Annotated in this window: 8 protein-coding genes; 2 read left to right on the top strand and 6 right to left on the bottom strand. The window is 71.9% G+C overall.

Going from position 1 to position 8,390, the window contains the following annotated elements; all coding sequences use genetic code 11:
- Positions 1-98 precede the first annotated feature (98 nt).
- The 5 genes from ABZ449_RS15280 to ABZ449_RS15260 form a co-directional block, all read right to left on the bottom strand.
- Positions 99-1,475, bottom strand: a complete 1,377-nt coding sequence (locus ABZ449_RS15280; RefSeq protein ID WP_360345612.1) for a pyridoxal-phosphate dependent enzyme — start codon at positions 1,473-1,475, stop codon at positions 99-101.
- A gap of 119 nt (positions 1,476-1,594) precedes the next feature.
- The gene (locus ABZ449_RS15275) at positions 1,595-2,899 is read right to left on the bottom strand and encodes a histidine kinase (protein WP_360345610.1); all 1,305 of its coding nucleotides are present in this window, start codon (positions 2,897-2,899) and stop codon (positions 1,595-1,597) included.
- Positions 2,900-2,975: 76 nt separating this feature from the next.
- A complete protein-coding gene (locus tag ABZ449_RS15270; protein WP_360345608.1) occupies positions 2,976-3,506 on the bottom strand; it encodes a hypothetical protein in 531 nt (176 codons plus the stop codon).
- A 251-nt stretch (positions 3,507-3,757) separates the two neighbouring features.
- Complete coding sequence (locus tag ABZ449_RS15265; protein ID WP_360345606.1) at positions 3,758-4,588, bottom strand: VWA domain-containing protein; 831 nt, start codon at positions 4,586-4,588, stop codon at positions 3,758-3,760.
- 118 nt (positions 4,589-4,706) lie between these two features.
- Positions 4,707-5,267 carry a hypothetical protein gene (locus tag ABZ449_RS15260; protein WP_360345604.1) on the bottom strand — a complete coding sequence of 187 codons (561 nt, stop codon included), beginning with the start codon at positions 5,265-5,267 and terminating at the stop codon, positions 4,707-4,709.
- A gap of 169 nt (positions 5,268-5,436) precedes the next feature.
- Here ABZ449_RS15260 and ABZ449_RS15255 point away from each other — a divergent pair, with 169 nt between their 5' ends.
- Complete coding sequence (locus tag ABZ449_RS15255) at positions 5,437-6,579, top strand: serine hydrolase domain-containing protein (protein ID WP_360345602.1); 1,143 nt, start codon at positions 5,437-5,439, stop codon at positions 6,577-6,579.
- The gene (locus ABZ449_RS15250) at positions 6,567-7,133 is read left to right on the top strand and encodes a hypothetical protein (protein ID WP_360345600.1); all 567 of its coding nucleotides are present in this window, start codon (positions 6,567-6,569) and stop codon (positions 7,131-7,133) included. The genes ABZ449_RS15255 and ABZ449_RS15250 overlap by 13 nt, the downstream gene beginning before the upstream one ends.
- A 360-nt stretch (positions 7,134-7,493) precedes the next feature.
- Here the strand turns inward: ABZ449_RS15250 and ABZ449_RS15245 are convergent, their stop codons facing one another.
- Positions 7,494-8,303 (bottom strand): alpha/beta hydrolase, encoded by an 810-nt coding sequence (locus ABZ449_RS15245; RefSeq protein WP_360345598.1) that lies wholly within the window; start codon positions 8,301-8,303, stop codon positions 7,494-7,496.
- Between the last annotated feature and the right edge of the window lie 87 nt (positions 8,304-8,390).

Below are 8,390 nucleotides of genomic sequence, written 5' to 3'. Positions count from 1 at the left end.
CGATCCGACAACCGCTCACTCGCAGGCGACTTGACCTGCCCCACCCTCGCCACGCCACAACCAACGAGACACGGACCACAAAGTCACCGGCATTGGGGTTAGACCAGCACCTCCCTCGGCAGCATCCCGGCCACCCGGCCGTCCACCAGGACCATGACCGCCCGATGCGTGCGCCCGACCACCGCCCGCGCCTCGGCCGGCGACTGCCCGACGCCGACCGTCGGCAGGGTCGGCCCGAGCAGCGCGTCCAGCGGGTCGTCCGGCTTGGCGGCGCCGTCCGCGAGTGCCGCCGCCAGCGCGGCCAGGTGCACCGAGCCGACCACCTCCGTCACGGCCAGCCCGTACGGGCGCGCCGCCCGCACCAGCACCGCCGGGGCGACGGCGCACGACGCACCGCGCAGCGCCTCCGTCGCCTCGCCCACGGTCGCGTCGGCGGGCACCGACAGCAGCGGGGGGAGGGTCTCCAGGAGCGGCCGCAGGCCGTCCGCCTCCTCCTCCAGGAAGCCCCACTCCCGCAGCCACGCGTCACTGTGCACCTTGGACAGGTACGAGCGCCCCGAGTCCGGCAGCACGACCACGACCAGGTCGTCCGGCCCGAGCGTCCGCGCCACCCGCAGCGCCGCCGCGACGGCCGCACCCGAGGACGGCCCGGCCAGCAGCCCCTCCTCCCGCGAGAGCCGACGTGCGGTCAGCAGCGACTCGCGGTCCGGGATCCGCTCGTAGGAGTCGATCACCTCCGACCGCAGGGCCTGCGGCCGACGGTCCTCGACGGTGTCGGGGTGGAGGTAGTGCCCGATGCTCTCGACGTACCACGGGCTGCCGTCCCCGCCCCCGTACGTGGAGGACTCCGGGTCCGCGCCGACCACCGTCACGGCGCCGCCGGAGACCTCCTTGAGGTAGCCCCCGGTGCCGGAGACGGTGCCGCCGGTGCCGACGCCCGCGACGAAGTGGGTCACCCGGCCACCGGTCTGCTCCCAGATCTCGGGGCCGGTGGTCCGGACATGGGCGTCGGGATTGGCCAGGTTGTCGTACTGGTTGGCGAGCCAAGCACCGGGGATCTCCTCGACCAACCGCTGCACGACGTTGAACAGGTGCCGCGGATCCTCGGCCGGCACGGCGGTCGGCGCGAGGACGACCTCGGCCCCGTACGCGCGCAGGATGTCGGACTTCTCGGCCGACGACTTGTCGGCCACCCCGGCGATCACCCGGTACCCGCGCTGCCGGCCGACGATCGCCAGACCGATGCCGGTGTTGCCGGAGGTCGCCTCGATGATCGTCCCGCCCGGCTTCAGCAGGCCGTCCCGCTCGGCGGCCAGCACCATCGAGAGCGCGGCGCGGTCCTTGACGCTGCCGCCGATGCTGAGGAACTCGGCCTTGGCGTAGATCGGCGCGGCGGTCCCGGCGCCGAGCCGGGCGAGGCGGATCAGCGGCGTCCCGCCGATCGCGTCGAGGACGGATTCGTGAACTGCGGCCATCTCGGGCCCCTTTCGCTGGCACTGTCCGCCCGAGCCTGCCCAGGGCGGGGGCTCGGTAGACGGCAGCGACACCGTTCCTCATCCGACGAAACAATGTCCGACGGCCGGACGGCGTGCGGTCAGGGCGGGTTCGGGGCCGGGTTCGGCCCCGGGTCCGAGGGTGGCTCCGTGGGCGGGTCCGAGGGTGGCTCCGTGGGCGGGTCCGAGGGCGGGTCCGGGTTCGACGCCGGGGAGAACGGCAGGGTAGCGGTGACCCGGAAGCCCGAACGGTAGGGCGAGGCGGTCAGCTCCCCGCCGAACAGGGCGATGCGCTCGGCGAGTCCGAGCAGGCCGTGGCCGGTCGAGAGCTCCCGTCGGGCCTCGGGGCGGCGGCCCGCGCCGTCGTCGACCACGTCGAGGATCAGCACGTCGGACCAGCTGATCCGGACCGAGGCGTGACTGCCGGTACCGGCGTGCTTGATGATGTTGGTGACGGCCTCCTGGACGAGGCGATAGGCGGTTTGGTCGACGCTGTCGTCCAGGTGGATCGGGGTGCCCTCCACTTCGAGCTCGATCCGGATGCCGACCCGCCGGGCGTCGTCCAGGAGCGGTGCGAGGTCGGCCAGCCCGCGCCGTTCGGCGGCCTCCGTCACGGGCACGTCGGCGGTGCGCAACAGCCTGAGCATGCGGCGCAGTTCGGCCATGGCGGTGCGGCCGAGCGCTTCGATGCCGGCCAACACGTCGGTCAGCCGGGCGGGCTCGGTGGGCGCGGTGGTGCGGGCCGTCTCGGCCTGCAGGACGATGACCGCCACCGCGTTGGCGACGATGTCGTGCAACTCGCGGGCGATCTGGACCCGCTCGGCGCGGACCGCCTCGCGGGCCGCCTCGAGCTCACGCTGATCACGCTCGGTCGCGGCCGCACTGGCCCGGGCCCAACGGCCGGTGCCCCAGGCAAGGGCGACGAACGGCACGATGAAGGCGATGCCGCTGATGATCACCGTCATCTCGTCGCCGGGATCGACACTCATCTCCGTGATCGGGTACCAGATGTCCAGCGCTGCGGGGACGCCGGTCAATGCGAGCGCGGCGAAGGCGGCGGCCCGGCCCCCCTGCCGGGCCACCGTGTACAGCGCGAGCAACACTCCGAAGATCGGCGTGTAGTTGAAGTCGCTTTTCAGGGACAGCACGATCGCGCCGACGGAAACGGCCCAGACGATGGCGAAAATCGTCAACGGCCACCGTCGACGGAACGTCAGCGCGACGGCCTCGGGCACGGTGATGAGCAGCACCAACAGATGGTTCAGCCAGCTCACTGCCGGCTGGAACATGTTCCCGAAATAGGAAATGTCCAAAATGGCAATCACGAATGCCAGTGCGGCGTCCTGGACGATGGCGGCCTTCAGCCACTCACGCCGTCCGGATCGGCCCAGAGTCCCTTCGTCCATCGCTGTTCCTGCATCCTCACTACACGGCAACGGCCAGCCCTGCCATGCGGAAGAATCCGTCCATTTACCAGTGGGCCTACGTCGCCCGCGGGCAGCACGAGCCGAAGCAGCAGACTTTGCTGGCGAAGTCCGTCAATTCACTCACCACACTGTCGGGCCACCACGGTTCCACCGGAATTGCGAACTCCGGCCGATGAATCGGGTAACCGAGATCGGCATACGTTTCCCACAGATCGCCCTGATGGCGCCGAAGGCTTTCGACGTGCTCATCCTGGGTGATACGCGGCGGCACGGAGTCCGCATATCGTGACGGATCAGGCAGTGCCAGGAGGGCTGCCGCCGTCCGTCTTCCGTCACTGGTCAGAGCGGCCAGACCGATACCGACCACTCTCAGCTGTTCGGGGTCGCCACCGAGATCGGACTCCTCCGTGATTCGGACCGCGAGGCGCTGCCACGGGTCACCGGCCGTCTCGGGCGGATCGGGTACGAGCACCGTCCTCGGCCCGAAGAGAAATCCGTAAGCGATGACCGGGTCGGCCGTTCCGCCCGAATGGGCAGGATACACGGTGGCGCTGACGTAGCGATCTGAGGTGATACGAGCGTTCATAGTCGACTCCCCAAGGACTGCGCACTTTCAGACCTTCCTCTCTTTCTACCTCGCCCTGTCGCATCTCGCACGGGGGGTAGGAATGCCCGAACGAATGACGGGATGGATCATCGCAACACGTCATTCGCATGCGCTTCACTTCTTCACTATGACCCGCCGTAGGTCCCGGGCACATGAGCCCCTGGTCCCGACTGTCCGCCCACGCACCCCGACCGCGGAAGCGCGCGGCTACGACTTCACGTCCCCCCGCTTCACCGCCTGGTCAGCCACGCGGTCAGGGCAGCCCAGAGGCCCCCGCGCCGCGGCTGTTCCGCCGCGGGAGCCTCCGGACCGGCCGCGGCACGCGGCACCCGCAGCGCCGGGCCCTGCGGCGCGATGCCCTGGGCCCGGGCGGCCTCGAGCCACACCGGAAGCTCCGCGAGCAGCAGGTCGTACAGCTTCTGGTCCGAGACCTTCCGGGGGTCGTGCCCCAGATGGACGAAGCCGGCGTTGTCGATGGGCCGCTTCTCCGGGACGGCCAGTTCATCCAACTTGCGCAGGAAGTCGAACTGCCGGCTGTCCGGGTCGCCGAATCCGATGAACTGCCAGAAGATCGGCAGCTTCGCCGCCTCGCACAGGCGCTGCTCCGCCGCGCCCTTGTCGATCGGCCCGCCGTCCGTCTGGAACAGGACCAGGGCCGGCGCCGTGGACCCGCTCTCCTGATAGTGCCGGACCACCGCGTCCATCGCCAGGTGGTAGCCGGTCCTGCCCATGTGCCCGAGGCCCGCGACGATCCGGTCGATCCAGCCCGCGTGGTCCGCCAGGGCGATCTCGGTCTCGGCGTCGACCTCGGTGGAGAAGAAGACGACCGGCACGCTCCCGTCGTCGTCCAGGTGCGCCGACAGCCCCAGCACCCGGTCCGCGAGCGCCTGGACGCTGCCGTCCTTGTAGTAGGGCTTCATCGAGCCGGAGTAGTCGATCACCAGGTAGACCGCCACCCGCTGGCCGCTCAGCCCGCGCCGCTCCACCGAGGCGCCCGCCGTCTTGTAGAGGTTGACCAGCGCGGGCGCGCTCTGCTCGACCTTGCTCAGGCTGACGGCCATGTGTCGCTCCTCGCTCAGTGCGGCAGCCGGGGCCACCGGGGCACGTGATCGTCAACGCGCCCCGGACACTGTGCGGCCGGGACCGCGGCGGCGGCAAGCCCTTGCCCCGGCCGGCCGCTCACCACCCTCCCGGGTGCCGCGACAGCCAGTCGGCGTGCCGCTCCTTCAGCCGGTCCCGCTCCTCCGTCGAGGCCAGGAACACGTCGGCCCCGCCGTCGTACGGGTGGTACAGCCGCCGCATGCCGGTGTCGGTGACGATCACCCCGCCCTCCCGATCGTCGGCGACCCGGCGCAGCAGCCAGTCCAGGCTGCCCCGCCGCCACTGCCGCCGCTCCACGAACACGTGGCAGTAGGTGCGGAACGCCGACTCGGGGTCGTCCGACTGGAGCCAGGTGCGCCAGTGCTTCGCGTCCCGACGCATCCGGGGCACGCTCGTCCGGCCGCTCCACCGCGGGGTGAGGACGTACACCTCGGAACCCGCGAACAGCTCGTCCAGCACGGTGTTGTAGCGCCCCAGCACGATCTCGTACTCGCGCTCGTCGTCGGGGTACCGCTTGGACTCCGGCAGGCTGTGGAAGCGCACCCAGACGTCCCGCGTCCGGGTGCCTATCTCGTACCCGACGGGTTCCGTGCCGGGCCATCGCCGCTCCCAGAGTGCGGTCAGCGCCTCGCGATCCACCTGGTTCCTCCTCCGTGCCGGCAGGCGAGTCTGCCACATCCGCCCCACCAGCCCCGGCCTGAGGAAATCCCCTCGTCACGGCCGCCCGGCTCCCGTAGCGTGGTTCGGTCGATCTTGACGGCAGCACAGGACAGTACAAGGCAGTACAGGGCAGAACGGGGTCCACATCATGCAGCAGCGCCAGGGCTGGGCCGACGAACGCTTCGGCGCCGTCGCGGACGCCTTCGCCGCCAACTTCGCCGAGTTCCCCGAACTGGGCGCCGCCGTCACGGTGTACTCGGGCGGCCGCAAGGTGGTCGAGCTGTGGGGCGGCCCGGCCGACGACCGCACCGGCCGGGCCTGGACGCAGGACACCGTCGTCCCGGTGTTCTCCTGCGCCAAGGGCCCGGTGAGCCTCTCCGCACACCTGCTCGCCCAGCAGGGCCGGCTCGACCTGGACGCGCCGGTCGCCCGCTACTGGCCGGAGTTCGCCCGCAACGGCAAGCAGGACGTCACCACCCGGATGGTCCTCGGCCACCGCGCCGGCCTCCCGGCCCTGGACGCGGCGCTCTCCTTCGAGGAGATCGCCGCGTGGGATCCGGTGATCCGGGCGATCGAGGCGCAGCAGCCGCTCTGGGAGCCGGGCTCCACCCACGAGTACCACGGTCATGTGTTCGGCTTCGCGGTCGGCGAGGTGATCCGCCGGATCACCGGGCTGACCCCGGGCTCGTTCCTGCGCAAGGAGATCGCCGAGCCGCTCGGCCTGCCGGCATGGATCGGCCTGCCGGAGAGCGAACTTCCGCGCCTGGCACGATTGGTGGAGGCCGAGGGTCGCCGTCCGATGCCGGGCCCGGAGCACCTGCTCACCCGGATCGTCACCATGAACGGCGCCCTGGTCTTCCCCGGCCTGGACGTGCCCCACGGCTGGAACGACCCGGAGCTGCACGCGATCGAGCTGCCCGGCGCGGGCGCCGTCGCCTCGGCCACCGGCCTGGCGGGCCTCTACGCGGCGGCGGCCACCGGGCTGGACGGCTCCCCCCGCCTGCTCTCGCACGACACCGTCACCGACGCGGTGCGCGAAGTCTCCTCCGGCCCGGGCTTCCTGGGCTTCGACATGGGCGCCCGCTGGGGCTCCGGCCTGCTGCTGGACTCCCCCGCCTTCCGTCCGCTGCTCGGCGCGCGCAGCTTCGGCAACGACGGCGCCGGCGGCCAGTTCGCCTTCGGGGACGACGAGTTCGGCGTCGGCTTCGCCTATGTCGCCAACCGGATGATCGGCCACGGCGACGCCCGGGCGAACCGTCTGATCGAGGCGGTGCGCGGGTGCCTGGGCTGACGGGCTTCCTCCCGCTCGTCACCGTCCTGGCCACCACCGGCGGCCTCGGCGAGCTGCGCTACGGCGCCTCACTGCCCGAACTCGCCGCCCACTACGGCGAGCCCTGGGACGGCGGGCGCGTCCACCGCGGCCACCGGTGGCCGCACGCCTTCGGCTGGGGCGACGTGCAGACGGTGTTCTGCCGCTGCCGCCGGCTCCATTCGCTCTCGCTGCCGATCTGGCACGGCGAGCTCGACCTCCCCCGACCGGGCGGCGGTTCGGTGACGCTCGACACCCGCGTCACCGAGACCGACCTGATGACGGCGCTGACCGCCACCGGCCACAGCTGGCGGACGGTGACGTACGAGAACCTTCCGGACCAGCGGAACCTGGAGTTCTCGCCGGCCGAGGAGGTCAGGGTCGAGCTGGTGCTCACCGACCGTGACAGCTACGACCGGCCGCCGCTTCCGGAGTGGGTGCTGCACAAGGCGGTGCTGTGGGGCTTCGAGCACGTCGAGTGCCCGGCGCCGGACCGCGACCTGCCGGACGACGGCTGGGGCGCCGGCGAACGGTAGCGCGGCCGCGGGACCGTTCGGGCCGCCCGGGCCGCGGTGGGCCGCTCGGGGCTGCCCGGGCTGCTGGAACCGCTGGTGCCGCTGGGACCGCGGTAGGCCGTTCCGTCCCCTGTGCGGAACGGCCCACCGCCGACGCCTCCCGCCAGCTCAGCAGGAAGTCGTAGCGTCTGTCCTGACGCGGTCACGGGATCAGCCTGCGCCCCGGCGCACTCCGATGGCGAGCGGTTATCCGAGGATTCGACAGGAGTCGAATCCCCGGGCGCGGAAAGGCGGGCGGAAGCGGGACGGACCCGGCCGAACCGTCCGGCGCCCCGTCCCGAGGGGCCGTCAACCCGAGGACGGCGACGGCACCCCTCCGGTTCAGCCCAGCGCCCGCGGCAGCACCACGCGTACCCATTCCTCCGGCTGCGACAGGTGCGGGGCGTGCCCGGCACCCTCGTACAGGTGGCGTTCCGCCTTGGGCAGGGCGAGGTCGATCAGGTCCAGCACCTCGCCGAACATCGGAGCGCTGTCGTCGCTCTGGGTGAGCAGCGCGGGCTCGCCGAACCGGGAGAGCCCGGTCAGGTCGAGGTCGAGCGCGTCCGGGTCGCGCAGCTCGTCCAGGTAGGTGGGCGCGTTGCGGATGTAGGTGTGCCGGACGGGTGCGGGCAGTTGCTCCCAGGCGCCGGGGCCGAAGGCGAGGCTGTCCACGTACAGTTCGGCGGCAGCAGCGGACTCCGCCTGCTCCAGCAGCTCCCGGACGGCGGCGATCCGGTCGGCGAAGTCGGTGCCGATCGGGCGCAGGTCCGGGTCGGCGAGCAGGATGCCGGTCCCCGGCGGCTCGTGCACGGCGATCCCGCGCAGCAGGTCGGGCCGGGCGGCGGCGAGCCGGAGGGTGACCAGTGCGCCGTAGGAGTCGCCGTAGGCGAAGGCGGGCGCCAGGCCCAGCTCCTGGATCAGCCCGGCCAGGTCGGCCGCGTCCTCGTGCACCGAACCCTGGGTGAGCGAATCCTCGCTGCGACTGTGCCCCCGGCGGTCGTAGGCGACCGCGGTGGTGGACTCGGCCAGGCCCGGCAGCACCCGCGCCCAGGAGTCCGCGTCGCTCCAGGAACCGTGCACCAGGACGACGCCGGGGCCCTCACCACGGGCCTCGTAGTGCAGCGCCACCCCGTTCACCCTGATCTCGGCCATCACGAGTCTCCCGATCTCGGCGGTGCTCCCCCACCAGCGTGACACAACCGCCCGGAAGGCTCAGATCCTCCGGTGGCGGGCCCGTCG

Source organism: Kitasatospora sp. NPDC005856, assembly GCF_040629945.1.
GTDB lineage: Bacteria > Actinomycetota > Actinomycetes > Streptomycetales > Streptomycetaceae > Kitasatospora.
This window is presented reverse-complemented; position numbering and strand designations above follow the sequence as displayed.